At 67.6% G+C, this 13,928-nt stretch carries 14 protein-coding genes; 4 read left to right on the top strand and 10 right to left on the bottom strand.

What is annotated here, in order from left to right:
* The first annotated feature begins 171 nt into the window (after window positions 1–171).
* On the top strand, window positions 172–1,359 hold the full coding sequence (locus NFL01S_RS01610; RefSeq protein ID WP_062970701.1) for an alcohol dehydrogenase catalytic domain-containing protein: 1,188 nt from the start codon (window positions 172–174) through the stop codon (window positions 1,357–1,359).
* 17 nt (window positions 1,360–1,376) lie between these two features.
* Here NFL01S_RS01610 and NFL01S_RS01605 read toward each other — a convergent pair whose 3' ends face one another.
* Window positions 1,377–2,114 carry a sulfite exporter TauE/SafE family protein gene (locus NFL01S_RS01605; RefSeq protein WP_062970699.1) on the bottom strand — a complete coding sequence of 246 codons (738 nt, stop codon included), beginning with the start codon at window positions 2,112–2,114 and terminating at the stop codon, window positions 1,377–1,379.
* Window positions 2,115–2,368: 254 nt separating this feature from the next.
* Here NFL01S_RS01605 and NFL01S_RS01600 point away from each other — a divergent pair, with 254 nt between their 5' ends.
* Window positions 2,369–2,827 carry a MaoC family dehydratase gene (locus tag NFL01S_RS01600; protein ID WP_062970697.1) on the top strand — a complete coding sequence of 153 codons (459 nt, stop codon included), beginning with the start codon at window positions 2,369–2,371 and terminating at the stop codon, window positions 2,825–2,827.
* 21 nt (window positions 2,828–2,848) lie between these two features.
* Here NFL01S_RS01600 and NFL01S_RS01595 read toward each other — a convergent pair whose 3' ends face one another.
* The 6 genes from NFL01S_RS01595 to NFL01S_RS01575 all read right to left on the bottom strand — a co-directional run bounded on the left by NFL01S_RS01595 (window position 2,849) and on the right by NFL01S_RS01575 (window position 8,247).
* Window positions 2,849–3,976 carry an NDMA-dependent alcohol dehydrogenase gene (locus NFL01S_RS01595; protein WP_062970695.1) on the bottom strand — a complete coding sequence of 376 codons (1,128 nt, stop codon included), beginning with the start codon at window positions 3,974–3,976 and terminating at the stop codon, window positions 2,849–2,851.
* A gap of 168 nt (window positions 3,977–4,144) precedes the next feature.
* Complete coding sequence (locus NFL01S_RS01590; RefSeq protein ID WP_062970693.1) at window positions 4,145–4,966, bottom strand: mycofactocin-coupled SDR family oxidoreductase; 822 nt, start codon at window positions 4,964–4,966, stop codon at window positions 4,145–4,147.
* Between the two features lie 137 nt (window positions 4,967–5,103).
* Window positions 5,104–5,817, bottom strand: coding sequence for a 3'(2'),5'-bisphosphate nucleotidase CysQ (locus tag NFL01S_RS01585; protein WP_062970691.1), 714 nt, complete (start codon window positions 5,815–5,817; stop codon window positions 5,104–5,106).
* A 147-nt stretch (window positions 5,818–5,964) separates the two neighbouring features.
* Window positions 5,965–6,132: a DUF1059 domain-containing protein gene (locus tag NFL01S_RS33885; protein WP_371851749.1), complete on the bottom strand. Its 168-nt coding sequence runs from the start codon at window positions 6,130–6,132 to the stop codon at window positions 5,965–5,967.
* A gap of 52 nt (window positions 6,133–6,184) precedes the next feature.
* Window positions 6,185–7,459: a cytochrome P450 gene (locus NFL01S_RS01580; protein ID WP_084492315.1), complete on the bottom strand. Its 1,275-nt coding sequence runs from the start codon at window positions 7,457–7,459 to the stop codon at window positions 6,185–6,187.
* A 71-nt stretch (window positions 7,460–7,530) separates the two neighbouring features.
* Complete coding sequence (locus NFL01S_RS01575; protein ID WP_062970689.1) at window positions 7,531–8,247, bottom strand: nucleotidyltransferase domain-containing protein; 717 nt, start codon at window positions 8,245–8,247, stop codon at window positions 7,531–7,533.
* A 269-nt stretch (window positions 8,248–8,516) separates the two neighbouring features.
* Here NFL01S_RS01575 and NFL01S_RS01570 point away from each other — a divergent pair, with 269 nt between their 5' ends.
* Together NFL01S_RS01570 and NFL01S_RS01565 are read left to right on the top strand one after the other, a co-directional pair.
* Window positions 8,517–9,395, top strand: a complete 879-nt coding sequence (locus tag NFL01S_RS01570) for an SAM-dependent methyltransferase (RefSeq protein WP_062970687.1) — start codon at window positions 8,517–8,519, stop codon at window positions 9,393–9,395.
* Window positions 9,396–9,510: 115 nt separating this feature from the next.
* Window positions 9,511–10,557, top strand: a complete 1,047-nt coding sequence (locus NFL01S_RS01565) for an oxidoreductase (RefSeq protein WP_084492314.1) — start codon at window positions 9,511–9,513, stop codon at window positions 10,555–10,557.
* Window positions 10,558–10,739: 182 nt separating this feature from the next.
* Here NFL01S_RS01565 and NFL01S_RS01560 read toward each other — a convergent pair whose 3' ends face one another.
* The 3 genes from NFL01S_RS01560 to NFL01S_RS01550 form a co-directional block, all read right to left on the bottom strand.
* Window positions 10,740–11,612: an acyl-CoA thioesterase gene (locus NFL01S_RS01560; RefSeq protein WP_062971272.1), complete on the bottom strand. Its 873-nt coding sequence runs from the start codon at window positions 11,610–11,612 to the stop codon at window positions 10,740–10,742.
* 215 nt (window positions 11,613–11,827) lie between these two features.
* Window positions 11,828–12,589 carry an SDR family NAD(P)-dependent oxidoreductase gene (locus tag NFL01S_RS01555; RefSeq protein WP_062970685.1) on the bottom strand — a complete coding sequence of 254 codons (762 nt, stop codon included), beginning with the start codon at window positions 12,587–12,589 and terminating at the stop codon, window positions 11,828–11,830.
* Window positions 12,590–12,718: 129 nt separating this feature from the next.
* On the bottom strand, window positions 12,719–13,807 hold the full coding sequence (locus NFL01S_RS01550; protein WP_062970683.1) for an ADP-ribosylglycohydrolase family protein: 1,089 nt from the start codon (window positions 13,805–13,807) through the stop codon (window positions 12,719–12,721).
* Window positions 13,808–13,928: the final 121 nt, after the last annotated feature.

The raw sequence follows: 13,928 nt of genomic DNA, 5'->3' as shown, positions 1-13,928 counted from the left end.
TACGCGCGTTGTGCGCCTGTCGCACCGGGCGGATTGCTCGTTTCCGTGACGTTTGCGGCAACCGGTCGCGGGTAGGCCGCCCACCGGACCAACCGGCAAGCCGGCGCGGCCATTGGACCGCGGCGTGTTTGCCCGGAACAGCGTAGGACGCCGTCGGTCGAGGGAGCGGATATGAAGGCTGTGACGTGGCAGGGCAAACGTAATGTGCAGGTATCCGATGTCGCCGACCCGCGGATCCAGGAACCGGGTGATGCCGTCGTCCGGGTGACCTCCACCGCGATCTGCGGATCCGATCTGCATCTGTACGAACTACTCGGCCCGTTCATGTCCGCGGGTGATGTGCTCGGGCACGAGACGATCGGGGTGGTCGAGGAAGTCGGTTCCGCGGTGACGAACCTCGCGAAGGGGGACCGGGTCGTGGTGCCGTTCCAGATCAGCTGCGGTGGTTGCGTGATGTGCCGCCAGGGGCTGATGACCCAGTGCGAGACCACGCAGGTGCGTGATCAGGGATGCGGTGCGGCACTGTTCGGTTACTCCAAACTCTATGGTCAGGTGCCCGGTGGCCAGGCCGAATATCTGCGGGTGCCGCACGCCGATTTCACCCATATCCGGGTGCCAGACGGTCCCGCCGACACCCGGTACCTGTTCCTGTCGGATGTGCTGCCGACCGCATGGCAGGCCGTCGAGTACGCCGCCGTACCGGACGGCGGGTCGGTGGCCGTGCTCGGGCTCGGCCCGATCGGTGAGATGGCGGCCCGGATCGCGCACCATCGCGGGTTACGAGTGATCGGCGTAGATCTGGTCGCCGAACGGCTGGATCGCGCTGCCGCGCACGGTATCGACACCATCGACCTGGGTGCCGTGGGTGGTGGCCTCGCGGATGCGGTACGCGACCGCACCGACGGCCGGGGCAGTGATGCGGTGATCGAGGCGGTCGGTATGGAGGCGCACGGATCGCCGGTGGCGGCAGCGGCGCAGCGGATGGTGTCGTACTTGCCCGACGCGGTGGCCGCGCCGGCGATGAACACCGCGGGTCTGGACCGGCTCGCCGCGTTGCATTCGGCGATCGATATCGTCCGGCGCGGCGGCACGATCTCGATCATCGGGGTGTACGGCGGGATGGCCGATCCGCTGCCGATGCGGGTGCTGTTCGACAAACAGATCCAGTTGCGCATGGGCCAAGCGAATGTGAAGCGCTGGTCCGACGATATTCTGCCGCTGCTCGACGACAGCGACCCGCTCGGCGTGGAATCCTTCGCGACCCATCACCTGCCGCTGTCCGCCGCGCCCGAGGCGTACCGCATGTTCCAGGCCAAGGACGACGGCGCGATCAAGATCGTCCTGGATCCGGCCGCCTGAGCCGCGTCGGACGATGTTCACGTGATCGCGAGATATCCCGCAAGGCCGACCCCGCACAACGCCACCCCGATCCGCATCCCGGCGGGTGGTAGCCGGGCGACCAGTGCGGGCCCGAACCAGCCGCCCGCGAAGGCACCGATACCCATGGCGGCCGCCGCGAGCCAGTGCACGGGGCCGAAGATCGCGAAACCGACCGCGGCCACCAGGTTGGCGACTCCGGTCAGCACACTTTTGAGAACGCTGGCCCGCCAGATCGTCTCGGAGGTGCAGACCAGGATCAGCGCCAGGAACATCACGCCGGCGCCGGCACCGAAATACCCACCGTAGAGTGCCACGACGGCGGTGCCGAGCGGGTACAGCCGCGGAAAGGTGCGGTTGCCCGCGAGGGCCCGCAGTTTCGGCTGTACGAGCAGGCTCACCGACGCGAGCGCGATGAGCACCGGAACGACGGCGTCGAAGATTTCGGCGGGTGTGGTCAGCAGCAGCATCGCGCCGCCCAGTCCGCCGAGTGCCGCGCAACCGGCATGCAGGGCGAGCGCCCGTGCGTCGTCTGCCACCGCCGCACCCGCTTTCGCCGTGGATCCGGCACCGACTGCGACCATCGCGACGGTGTTGGTCACGTTCGCCGATACCGGGGACAAACCGGCGGCCAGCAGCGCCGGATACGAGATCAGCGAGGCGATACCGGTGACGTATCCGACTATTCCGGCGAAGAATCCGGCGACCGTGACAAGTCCGAAGGTGAGCACGGTCAACGGTGATGGTCTCCTGTATGGCACGGGCCCGTCGGTGGTCACGTCACCGGGGTGTGACCGCTGCCGCCTCCGGGCATTCATCCGACGACTTGCGGCAGCATAACGCGCTCGGGGATGCGCCACCCGACGAGGATATTTGCGACGAAAAGACACAATGTCTCAGTTCGGGTTGAACTCCGGGCCGAAGTGCGGAATACCTATTAGCGGAGTGCGATGTCGCGACAGCGCGCGGCACGGAATCGAAGGAGACGCCTGTGCGCACATTCACCGGCAAGGACGAAGTTCTCGCAGCAGTGGGGGAGACGCTCGGCACCAGTGATTGGGTGGAGGTCACCCAGCAGATGGTCGACCAGTTCGCCGAGGCGACCGGAGACCATCAATGGATCCATGTCGACCCGGAACGGGCGAAGCGGGAGAGTCCCTTCGGCGGGCCCATCGCCCACGGCTACCTGACCCTGTCGATGCTGCCGCTGCTCGGTTCGCAGATCTTCGCGTTCGAGAATGCGAAACTGGGCATCAATTACGGCTCCAACAAGGTCCGGTTCCCGAGTCCGGTCCCGGTGGGTGCGAAGGTTCGTTCCACCGCCGTACTGGCAGATGCCACCGAGGTGTCCGGTGGCGCGCTGCAACTGGTCGTACAGCACACCGTCGAGACCGAGGGTGGCAGCAAACCCGCGCTGATCGCGGAGGCGGTGAGCCGGGTCGTGTTCTGATCCGGTCGGCACCGGCGCCGGTCAGCGATCGGCGTCGGTGAACCGGATGATCCCGCGGATATTGCGGCCCTCGAGCATATCGGTGATCCCCTCGTTGATCTGCTCGAGCGAGTATTCGCGGGTGATCATATCGCCGAGTCCGAGATCGCCCAGCTTGTAGAGCGCCAGGACCTCCGGGATCAGCAGTTGTGGATTGCCGCCGCCGAACAGGGTGCCGCACAGGCTCTTCTGCTGGAAGGTCAGCGCCGAGAGGTTCATCCGGGGATTGGTTTCCGCGGCGTCGCCGGTGGCGGCGAGTACGCAGCTGCCGGCCTTGGCGGTGATCCGCATCCATTTGGCCAGATCATGGCCATCGCACCGGCCGACCGCCACGATCACCGTCCGGCACATCTGCCCGCCCGTGAGCTCTTCGATCGCGCCGATCGCGCTATCGATATCGGAGTAGGTGTGGGTGGCCCCGAACTTCGCGGCCTGCGTGCATTTGGCCTCGACCGGGTCCACCGCGAAGATCCGCCGCGCCCCCGAGATCACGGCGGCCTGCACCGCGGCCGTGCCCACGGCGCCGGCGCCGATCACCGCGACATCTTCCCCGGGGCGCACCGTGGCGGTGTTGACCACGGCGCCATAGCCGGTGGTGACGCTGCAGCTGGCGAGGCAGGCGATATCGAACGGGATGGTGGGGTCGATCTTGACCACCGAACTCTTGTGCACCACCGCATAGGGGGCGAAGGCCCCGATCAGGGAGGTGGGGTGCACATCCTGGCCGCGGGCCCGGATGCGGAATGTACCGTCGGATACAGCGCCCCGGGTGAGCAACTCCTGGCCGCGGTCGCACAGGTTGTGATGACCCGATAGGCAGGATTGGCACAACCCGCAGGCCGGGATGAACGAGAAGACCACATGATCGCCCACCGCGAGCTGGTCGACTCCGGCGCCCACTTCGACGATCACCCCGGCGCCCTCGTGCCCGCCCAGGATGGGGAACTCGGCGGTGGGGACATCGCCGCTGGCCAGCCGTTGATCGAATTGGCACAGGCCGGCGGTTTCCACGCGAACCTTCACCTCCCCCTGCTGGGGATCGCCGATCTCGATCTCCTCGACCGACCACGGCTGCGCGTAATCCCAGATCAAAGCACCCTTGGATTTCATCGGCTTCCCTAACTGTCGCGACGGTCGTGCACGTGGTCCACGGCAGTACCCAGATTGCCTGATAATGCCGTTCTCGGAAAGTGTTATATCGAATTTTCCTACGGATTTCCCACACGACCCGCACGAAGGCCCGTCGCGCCGCGCGCGACCGCGCCGCGACGGCCGCTGTCAGTACTGCGCCGAACCGAGATCGACCGAGATGCTGCCGGCGGTGACGAACCGGGATTCGTCGCTCACCAGCCAGCACACCGCGTCCGCGATATCCTCCGGCATCGCGATTCCCTCCGGTAGCAACGGAGTGTTCATCCCGGACAGCTGTCCGTTGGTTTCGGCGGCCCGGGTGAGGGCGCCGACCATATCGCCCGAACCCATCGGCGTGGCCACCGGACCGGGGGCGACGCTGTTGACCCGGATCGAATGCTTACCGAGTTCGGCAGCGAAAGCGCGCGCCATCCCGGTGACGGCATGCTTACTGGAGGTGTAGTGGACCATGAACGGCTGCATGGCCACCCCGGACGCCGAACTGATGAGAACGATCGACCCGCCGCGCCCGCCGTCGATGATGTGCTGCGCGCCGGCCATCACGGTGTTCCAGGTACCCGTGACATTGGTGTCGATCACCGCCTGGAACGATTCCGGGGTGATGGTGTTCCAGGGTTCGGGCGGACATATCCCGGCGTTCGCCACGATCACATCGAGGCGGCCGAACCGGGCGACGCCTTCGTCCACAACGGTGCGCAGCGCCGCGAGATCGCGGGTATCGGCGACGGCGGCGAAGACCTTGCCACCGGCGCCCTCCACCAGGCGTACGGTTTCGTCGAGATCCTCCGGAGTCGCCGAATCGTAGGGCACCGCGGGCGGCAAGGGGCCGCACAGGTCGACCGCGATGATATCGGCGCCCTCCGCCGCCAGTCGCTGCGCGTGCGCGCGGCCCTGGCCACGCGCCGCCCCGGTGACGAAAGCTACCTTGCCGGATAGTCGACCGCTCACTTGCTCTACTCCTGTCGTTACGGGAAACGTCCGACCATTGTGGGCCGACAGGCGTTCCACCCGCACGGGCCGGTGCTCCCCGGCCGGACCGGCAGCCGCCCGCAGCAGTGCTGTCGCGTTGCTGTTGTCCCAGAGATCTACTCCGACAAGGCTTTCAGTGCGACCTCGGCCATTTCCGGCCGGCAGATGATCAGATCGGGCAGGTAGGGATCGGGCCGGTTGTAGCGCAACGGGGATCCGTCGAGCCGGGACACATGGAGCCCGGCCGCGAGCGCGACAGCGACCGGGGCGCAGGAATCCCATTCGTACTGCCCGCCCGAATGGGCGTAGATATCGGCCTCACCGCGCACCACCGCCATCGCCTTGGCTCCGGCCGACCCCATCGGAACCTCGGTGGCCGACAACCTGGTCACGAGTTGCCGGACCTCGAAGGACAGGCGATTGCGCGACAGTGCGACCCGTACGGTGCCGGGAGGCGGCGGGGGAGCGAGCACCGGCGGCCGGCCGGTATGCAGGACCACGCCCGCGGCCGGTAGTGCGACGGCACCGGCCACGGGTTCACCGTCCACCGCCAGCGCCACGTGCACGGCCCAGTCCGGCCGCCCCGGTTCGCCGAATTCCCGGGTGCCGTCGAGGGGATCGACGATCCACACCCGGGAACGTTCGGTCCGGGCCGCGTCGTCGGGTGACTCTTCGGAGAGCACGGCATCTGCCGGGCGCAGCTCGGCCAATCGGTCGAGCAGCAGACGGTTGGACCGCTGGTCACCGACCCGCCCGCCGAGTTCGCGGATCGACAGGAGTAGTTCGCCGGCCTCGTCGGCCAAGGTCGCGGCGAGGGTGTGATCGTCCATGGGGATCCTTCCTGGCGGGCGTTGCCGTCCGGATCCATATAACACGCCCGCGTCCGGCGTCTCGTCGTGCGGTTGCCCGTACGCCGGGGCGAAGCGGCCCGCGTCCGGCCGGGTCCGGCGGCCGGTACGGGCGCGACGGGCCTGGTGTCAGAAGGCCATGAACAGGATCTGATCCCGGGTGTAGTCGTGGCCGGGGTGGTTCTCGGCGAGGTGTTTGCGCACGTTGTCGACCAGTTCGTCCTCGTTCGCGCCCGTCAGGTGTTCACCGCACGGGCAGTTGAGCTGGGTTTTCATCGACTGTCGTCCTTTCGTCATGGGGAGATAACGCCGCTCAGCGTAATAGCCGGGGCGCCGCGATGACGACCGATCAGACCCGCTGCACGGCCATCCGTTTGACGCCGTGGATGAAATCGCTGTGTACGTACTCCGGCTTCCCGAGCGCCACTTCGGGGACGCGGGTCAGCAACTCGTGGAACAACAGCCGCAATTGCATCCTGGCCAGCCAGGCGCCGAGGCAGAAGTGGGCGCCGCCACCCCCGAACCCGGAGTGCGTGTTCCGGGTTCGGGTGATATCGAAGATATGCGGATCGTCGAGTGCGGTTTCGTCGCGGTTGGCCGAACAGTAGAACAACACGAGTTTTTCACCGGCCCGGATCCGGGTGCCGGCGACGTCGGTATCGGACACCGCATGGCGGGCGAAATGCAGCACCGGGGTCGACCAGCGGATGAACTCTTCCACCGCACCGCCGATTCGCGCGTCGAAATCCTCCAGCAGCCATTCCCGCTGGGCGGGCCGCTCCACCAGCGCCTCGAAAGCATGGGAGGTGGCCTGTTTGGTGGTGTCGTTACCGGCCGATGCCAGCAGTACCATGAACGCCCCGACCTCCTCGTCGGTGAGCCGATGGCCGTCGACCTCGGCGGCGACGATGGCGGACATGAGATCGTCGCGGGGCTCCGTACGCCGCAACCGGGCCAGATCGGTACCGGCGCGGTGCAGAATGCCGAACTGCGCCATGAAGAATTCCGCGCGTTCCGCCAGGGCGGCGTACTCCTCGTCGCTGGAGCCGAACATGGCCTCGGCGGCCTGGGCGACCGCGTCACGTTCCGCCGGATCGATTCCGATCATGTCCGAAATGGTGCGCATGGGAAGTTTGCGCGATACGCTGTCGACGAAATCGACCGGCGCGCCCGAGGAGAGGTCCGCGAGGAATTCGCCGACGATTCCGGCGGCATTGGCCCGGATCTGGGATTCGATACGCCGCACCTGTTTCGGCGTGAACGCCGAACTGATCAGACGCCGGTACCGAGTGTGCTGTGGCGGATCCATGGTGAGGAAGAACGTGGTGGGCCGCTGCAGCTCGATGGGCATCGGGTCCATGCTGATACCCAGTGCCGACGTGAACAGCTCGGGATGGCGGCTGACGAAGGCGATATCTTCGTGTCTGGTCACCGCCCAGTAACCGGGTTCGGAATGTGGGAACACCGCGGGCGGCGGTGCGTGCCAGGTGAGTCCGGGTTCGGTACGCAACTGTGCGAAAACCTCGTCGCGGTCACGGAAATCCCGGGCCCAGAACGCGGGCTGGGAAATATCGAGCCGGTGGTAGCGACGCGAGGTGGCGGGCGCGCTGTCGATAGGGCTCATGAGCGACTCCGAGCTCGGTGATGCATGGTGCGCGCGGAACAGGCTGAGTGCGCGCGAGTCGTAGAAATACTCTAGAGCGCCAATCCTTTCCTGGCGGTGGCTTCCGGCGAATCCAGATGTGCCCGGCGCACCCGGTGCAGGAAATCGTCCAACGGCGCCTCGTCCGGCGCCTGCGGCAACGCGGTGACGGCGGTATCGAAACGATGCTCGTAGTCGGCGACGACTCGATGAACGGCCTCGGCACCGGGATCCGTCTCGATCGCGGCACCCAGTGCGTGATACCGCGCCGGGTCGGGAACGCGGATCGGCAGGCGGCCGGTGGTGTAGAGCTCGTAGCCCTGCCACAGCAGGCGCAGGGTATGCCGGGCGTGCTTGGCCCGGCGCGCGGCCGGCGCCTGCGGCCGGGGACCGGTCAGTCGGCAGAACTGGCTCGTGGCGTAGCCGAAGAACGCCTCGCGCACCCGGTCTGCGGACAGGAAGCAGGTCCGCAACTCCACCAGTTCCCGGCCGAACGCCGAATCGGCGGTGTAGTCGTCGAGCCAGAGGATTTCGGTCGCGGTGGGGTTGCACGAGAGCATGAGTCGCATCGCCTTGCCGATTTCGTGATAGGTCGCATCGGCACCGCCGCGGCCCTGGCGGGTCTGCCGGGCCGGCGGATGCAGGCCCAGCAGGTTCCGCGTCGGCTCCACATAGATTCCGGCGTAGTCGATATCACTGGTGGGACCGGCCAGACCGTAGGCCGTCGAGCCGACCACCCCTTCGAGCAGCAGATCGTGTGTATGGCCCATCCGTGGACCTCCTTCGTATCTCGCCCGCGTGCTGTTCCCGGGCGCGTGAGCGCTCCTGCGCCCGGCGCAGTCCCCGGGTGATCATGATCGACCGGACGTGCTGTGGCCAACGATTTTTCGGTGGGTACATGCGCAGATGAGCGCAGCGGAAATATTTTCGGAAGGTTTTTCTCCGGCCGGCGATGAATTCGCGACGGTGCCCCCGTCACCACTGTCGACCCCTACCTGTCGACGTCGCACCACACCACAACCGGATAGAGAGAAAACCGATGCCAGATTCGTCGTTCAGCTCGCCGGACCCCGGTCGCCCCCCGGCGGGGGCCGATACCTCGCGGGCCGGTATCGCCCGCGTCTACGATGCCAGCCTCGGCGGCAAGGACAATTTCGAGGCCGACCGTCAGGCGCTCGACGCGGTTCTGGAGATCGCGCCCGGAATGTGCGCGGTCTCGCGCCGGAACCGGGCCTGGCTGCGCCGGGTGCTGCGGTACCTGGCCGGAGTCGTCGGTGTGGAGCAATTCCTGGATGCCGGCGCCGGACTGCCCACGGTGAGCAATACCCACGAAATCGCCCAGCTGGTGAATCCGTGGGCGCGAGTCGTCTACCTGGACAACGATCCGATGGTCAGCGCGCACGGCCGGGTGCTGCTGGAAACCAACGAGGACACCGTCTACCTCCACGGCGACCTCACCGATCCCGCGGTCCTCGGAACGGACTCGCCGGTCTGGCGCTACCTGGACCAGGACCGGCCGGTCGCGGTGGTCCTGGGCTCCGTACTGCACCACCTGCCGGATTCCGCGGATCCCGCGGGCATCGTGGCCCGGCTGGTGGAGGCGCTGAGTCCAGGGTCGTATGTGGCGATTACCCATTTCTGGGATCCGGGTGAGGGTTCCCCGGACCATGAACTCGCGCGTGAGGTGGAGCGGCGTTTCGTAGAGAAGGGCTTGGGCTCGGGCTGGTACCGCACCCGTGCGGAGATCGAATCCTATTTCGCGGGGCTGGAATTGATCGATCCGGGCGTGGTGCCGCTCGACCAGTGGTGGCCCTCGGGGCCGGTACGTGCGCCGGAGACCGCCGAGGAACGGTTGATCCTGGGGGGAGTGGGTCGGAAGGGCGGCCTCGTGGCCGTGCCGCAGGCGGCTCCGCGATAACGTTATTCTCTCTGATGGAGAATTGTTTTATACTTCCGCTGGACCGGCTGTCCGGTGGTAGGCGACGGAGCGCGACCCCGGACGGCACCGCACCCGCCGGAACTGGATAGATGCCGTGAGCTCGTCGAACCAACCGTGGACAGCGGCCGGAGCGCCCGATCAGTCGGGCCGTACCGCAGTGGTGACCGGATCGAACACCGGTATCGGCCTGGAGGTGGCGCGCGGGCTGGCCCGCCGTGGCGCTCAGGTCGTTCTTGCCTGCCGTAACGACGACGCGGCCGCGGCGGCCCAGCGCGATATCGAGGCTTCGGTTCCGGGGGCCGACATCCGAACGACCCACGTCGATATCGGCAACCTCGCTTCCATCGCCGAGTGTGCGCGCCGCCTGCACGCCGAACTACCCCGGCTCGACCTGCTGATCAACAATGCCGGTGTCGTCACCGGTACGCGGACGTTGACCGTCGACGGTTTCGAAAGCGATTTCGGGATCAACTTTCTGGGGCATTTCGCGTTGACCGCGCAACTGATCGATCTGCTCACCGCCGCCCCCGCCGCACGGGTGGTCAGTGTCGGCAGTCTCAGCCACGGTCGCGGCAATGCCGAACTGGATTTCGACGATCTGCAGTCCGAACACAGTTTCGGCCGGCTCGTCACCTATTCGCGGTCGAAAATGGCCGCCACGACGTTCATGGTGGAGTTGCAACGCCGCCTCACGGCGGCCGGGGCGCCGGCCCTGTCGGTCGGAGCCCATCCCGGCGGCGTGCGGTCGACCATTCTGCGGGAACAGAGCATCGTCGCCCGGGTCGCCTACAGCGGTGTCGTGATGACCCTTGCCCGCCTCTTCACCCAGACGCCGGAACAGGGCGCACAGCCGATCCTGCGGGCCGCGCTCGACCCCGCGGTCCAGGGCGCCGGCTTCTTCGGCCCCGCACACCGCTGGGGGCTGGTCGGCCCCCCGATCGCCGTGCCTGCCGCGCCGTCGGCCCACGACCCCGAAATCGGCCGCCGGCTGTGGGCGGTGGCCGAAGAACTGACCGGCGTGCAATTCACCCTCGGCACAACGGCTCCGGTGCCGCCGGACGATACCCCGCCCGCCCGGCATATCGAATCATCCGTGAGGGAAGCGGCCGACGAAGGCGCGGCGCTGGATCGGGGCCGATAACCGGTCGTCCCGGATGCGGGCCGCGGCGACGTCGATACGGTGCGGTCGGGCCGGCCGCAGGACATTCTCCGGTATGCCGGCACCGTCCGGCGGACGACCGAGGCCGAGCGCGGGGCGGCACTGCCGCTGTGCCGGTCACCGTCACCCGGACCGCAGTACAGCCGCCGGGGATCACCGTGGACTCAACGGCGGCGGATCAGGCCTTCCTGCATGGTGGTCGCGCACAAACGCCCGGACCGATCGAGGATCTCGCCGTGGGCGAGCCCGCGGCCACCGCCGGCCCAGCGGCCGTACTGGTCGTGCAGGAACCAGTCGTCGGCCCGCAGCGGCGCGTGGAACCACAGGGAGTGGTTGACAGTGGCCACCTGGAGATCGCGGTTGCCCAGTTCTTCGCCGTGCGGGCCGGTGGCCGCCGAAAGCAACAGCAGATCGCTCAAATACATCAGACAGGCTGCCTGCTCGAGCTGCGTGTCGGGAAGCGGCGCCCGGGTTCGCAACCACACCCGCTGCCGGGCCGGGGCCACCTCCCCGCGCATGGCCTGCGCGCGGGCCGGCGGCTCCGGGAACCGGGCCTCGATACCGAGTGCGTCGAGGAAGACCGAGGTCCACTTCAGGGCCTCGGGAAAGCCGGCGAAAGCCGTGGCGATATCGGGTAGTTCATCGGGCCCGGGGGTGTCGAGTGTGGCGACCTGATGTTCGAGACCCTCCTCCGGGCGGTGAAAGGAGGCGAGCATCGTGAAGGTCACCCGGTCGTTCTGGATCGCCTCGACCTGCCGGGTGGAGAACGAACCGCCGTCGCGCACCGGTTCGACCACGAATTCGGTGGGAACGGTGGTGTCACCGGGGAGTAGGAAATAGGTCTGCGCGGAATGGATCGGCCGATCCGCGGGAGCGGTGCGCCCTGCGGCCAATACGGCTTGACCCGCGACTTCGCCGCCATAGCTGCGCCGCGCGGGCCCGTCGTGGGTGCGTCCCCGGAAGCGGTAGTCGCCGAGGCGTTCGAGGGTGAGGCGGTCGGCCACCGATTCCGCGGACCGCACGGCTTCCGGGCTCATGGCCACCTCCAGTGGTGCGCGGCCATGAGCCGCGATGTTCGAGCGGACGGAACGTGCCGTCGTTCCGGTCCGGCATACGTGCTGCGAGAGGGTTCGGCCCCGGTGCCGCACTCGTGCGCCGGGAACCATTGTGGATGCGCAGTTCTGCTCCGGTGCATGCTGCGCCGACGAGCCGCGCCGCGGACGGCCGGGCCGTCCGCGGCGGGTTCAGCCATTCACTTGGGCGCGAAACGCATACCGGCGTCCAGGCGCAGGCACTGGCCGTTCAGCATGGGGTTGTCGACGATGGAGCAGGCCAGCTTCGCGTATTCCTCCGGCCGGCCCATCCGCTTCGGGAAGGCGTTGCCCGCGACGAGCGGCGTCACCATTTCTTCCGGGACACCGGCCAGAATGCCGGTATCGAACAGGGACGGCGCGATGGCCAGCACCCGGACCCCGACCGAACCCAGATCGCGGGCCATGGTCAGCGCCATACCGGCGATACCGGCCTTGGCGGCCGTGTAGGCGACCTGCCCGATCTGGCCCTCGAACGCCGCGATCGAGGCGGTGTTGACGATGACACCACGCTCGCCGTCGGCATTCGGCTCGCCCTGGCTCATATGCCAGGCCTGCAAGCGGTTGAGGTTGAAGGTGGAGATCAGGTTCAGATTGATGATCTGCTGGAACGATTCCAGGTCGTGCGGCCCGGTCTTGGACAGTGTGCGCTTGGCGATACCGCCACCGGCGGTGTTGACCGCGATATCGAGCCCGCCGAGCTGTCCCACCGCTTCGGCGAGTACCGATTCGACGCCGGCGTGATCGGTGACATCGGCTTCGAAGAAGGAACCGCCGAGGTCGGCCGCGACCTTGCTGCCCTCACTGGCGGTGCGGTCGACGACGACAACCTTCGCGCCGCGGGCGGCGAGCAGTTCGGCACTGGCCCGGCCCATTCCGGAGGCTCCTCCGACGACGACTGCACGTGCTCCCTGAATCTCCATATTTCCTGTCCTTCTCGGTGTACGGCACAGGCCATCGATCGACGATGGGGCCCGGTTACGTTATATCCGCCGGAGGAGCTTGCCCCCAAGTGTTTCGTAGAAGTGTCGGTGAAAGTGCTGATCAACCGCTCAGGAGGCGGGTGCGGTGTCGAGCGGATATCGGGACGCGGCGCGGTCCCGGTCGCCGTAGTGGAAACCGGTCACCAGATCATCGGCGACCTGGATCAGTAGATCGCGGCCCTCCACCGCGCCGGCCCATTCCGCGGGCAGTGCCGACAGTCCGTGCCCGGCGCCGAGGAGATTGCCGGCCACGGCGCCGGTGGAATCGGAATCACCGGAATGATTCACCGCTGCCAGCAGCGCACCCCGCACATCGCCGGTGTCCTGCGCGGACACGGCGCAGTAGACGGCCACCGCGAGACATTCCTCGGCGATCCAGCCTTCCCCGGCTCGTGCGACACCTTCCGCGGACGCGGTTTCCGAGTCGGCCAGCGATACCGCGAGTTCGAGGGCGTCGATCGTTTCCTGCGCGCCGGTGATCGTGTGCAGCCGCGCCACGACTTCCCCCACCGCCGCGCGCAGTTCCACTCCCCGGATCGAGTGGTCGATGAGCGCCGCGAACGCGCCTGCGGCCAGATAGCCGGTGGGATGACCGTGGGTCAACTGGCCGCAACGGGCCGCGAGGTCGAACGCGGCGGCCGGTCCGGAACCGGTCAATCCGAACGGCGCCGAACGCATCACCGTCCCGCAGCCCTTGGAATGGGAGTTCACCGGCCCTTGCGTGCCGAAGGGCCGCGGTGGCAGCAGCTCGGCGGATTGCCGCCGAAGCCCGGTCATACACGCATTTCCGGGTGCCCGGACCGCATAGAGGAACGGCTGTGCCGCCAGCCATCCGTCGGGGGCGGGTGCCGGGCCCGGCGCCTGCTGGGTGTTCAGCCAGCGCAGATAGGCGCGGTGCACCGCGGGAACCGCGTCGCTACCCGGCGGGCAACGCAGCAGCCCCTCGGCGGTGAACAGCGTCATCTGTGTGTCGTCGGTGATCGCCGCCGGCGCACCCGGCTCGGGGCCCGGCAGGAATCCGGTGACACCCGGTTCGCCGTACCGGCGCAGGATCTCGGCCCGGGACAGGAATTCGATCGGCCATCCGAGAGCATCCCCGACCGCACCTCCCACCAGGGTTCCACGGACCTTGTGGACGAGGATCTCGTAGTCGCGCACGATCGCCGATCCTTCCAGTCCCGCGATGACGGGCCAACATATTTCAGGGTGGTGGTACCACTCGCTGTTCGGGGCGCAGGTGCAGGTGGTCGCGGCCGAGTTGCCGAGGAACCCCGCAGCA

This window comes from Nocardia flavorosea NBRC 108225 (assembly GCF_001613385.1).
In the GTDB taxonomy this organism is placed as follows: Bacteria; Actinomycetota; Actinomycetes; order Mycobacteriales; family Mycobacteriaceae; genus Nocardia; species Nocardia flavorosea.
This window is presented reverse-complemented; position numbering and strand designations above follow the sequence as displayed.

Coding starts and splice junctions, on each gene's coding strand:
- NFL01S_RS01610 (WP_062970701.1), top strand. CDS start 172: ATGAAGGCTGTGACGTGGCAGGGCAAACGTAATGTGCAGGTATCCGAT.
- NFL01S_RS01595 (WP_062970695.1), bottom strand. CDS start 3,976: ATGAAATCCAAGGGTGCTTTGATCTGGGATTACGCGCAGCCGTGGTCG.
- NFL01S_RS01585 (WP_062970691.1), bottom strand. CDS start 5,817: ATGGACGATCACACCCTCGCCGCGACCTTGGCCGACGAGGCCGGCGAA.
- NFL01S_RS33885 (WP_371851749.1), bottom strand. CDS start 6,132: ATGACGAAAGGACGACAGTCGATGAAAACCCAGCTCAACTGCCCGTGC.
- NFL01S_RS01580 (WP_084492315.1), bottom strand. CDS start 7,459: ATGAGCCCTATCGACAGCGCGCCCGCCACCTCGCGTCGCTACCACCGG.
- NFL01S_RS01575 (WP_062970689.1), bottom strand. CDS start 8,247: ATGGGCCATACACACGATCTGCTGCTCGAAGGGGTGGTCGGCTCGACG.
- NFL01S_RS01570 (WP_062970687.1), top strand. CDS start 8,517: ATGCCAGATTCGTCGTTCAGCTCGCCGGACCCCGGTCGCCCCCCGGCG.
- NFL01S_RS01560 (WP_062971272.1), bottom strand. CDS start 11,612: ATGAGCCCGGAAGCCGTGCGGTCCGCGGAATCGGTGGCCGACCGCCTC.
- NFL01S_RS01555 (WP_062970685.1), bottom strand. CDS start 12,589: ATGGAGATTCAGGGAGCACGTGCAGTCGTCGTCGGAGGAGCCTCCGGA.